Source organism: Paraburkholderia sp. BR14374 (assembly GCF_040948685.1).
GTDB lineage: Bacteria > Pseudomonadota > Gammaproteobacteria > Burkholderiales > Burkholderiaceae > Paraburkholderia > Paraburkholderia youngii.
Map to the genome: position 1 here is coordinate 1 of NZ_JBFPKF010000119.1, position 831 is coordinate 831.

At 55.8% G+C, this 831-nt stretch carries 1 pseudogene; it reads left to right on the forward strand.

From position 1 onward, the window contains the following. Positions 1–117 (forward strand): annotated as a pseudogene (locus AB3X86_RS38285) (IS5/IS1182 family transposase); the annotation flags it as partial. Between the last annotated feature and the right edge of the window lie 714 nt (positions 118–831).

Genomic DNA, 831 nt, shown 5'->3' on the forward strand with positions numbered 1-831 from the left:
TTCCGCCGACTCGCAAGAGACTACGAGCGATTGCCCGAAACTCTGGCTGGCTTGCACTTCGTCGTCTTCTCCGTGCTTATGCTTGTTCACTTTGCAACCCTTAGCAAAAGTGCCTAACACCCTCTAGAAGCCAAGGTTCCCACGGCGCATCAGCGTACTCAAGAATGCCTTGCGTCTTGAGCGCTTGCAGAAAAGTCTCGAGGAGCATGGAGTTCATCTGGGCGTGCACCGAACAAAACGGTTGCGTACCTTTTCACTGACCAAACGAAGGTCTCGATACAACCTCACCTATCTGTCATGATTGAACCATGTCGAGGACTGGTTGCCCGCATCCAGCGCGACTCATCACGCGCGCGGTGTCACCAGCCCCCTGGACCTCGATAACGATTGTTTCGCCTCTCCGCTCTCGATCGGTCGCGGAGCTCGGTCCGGGGCATACTGGTAGTCGGCGATGCGTACCTCGCTATGAGGGGATCGGCATACCCATGCGCAAGTACTAGCAAACCCTGCAATCCCATCATAAACCGCGATATCAATTTTATTGAATCCGATTTGCTTGCGTCGTAGCAGAAGCTCCGGCGACACTCGCATGCGTGTCGCACTTGGAAATGACTTAAGCGTTGACGGCAACATCGTCCCGCAACCGCCGTCTGTCCACGCCGCAGTCAAGCCCTTGCGCATTGCCTGACGAGGGGCCACGTGTCTAGCACGCTGTTGAAATACCTCCCACGCACGTCATCCGCGCGGGAGGGGTAAACGTTGAAACAAAGAACCGGACAACACTGAGACTGAAGCGATGCGCGGAGCGGACGGCTATACCGAGTCGATGTT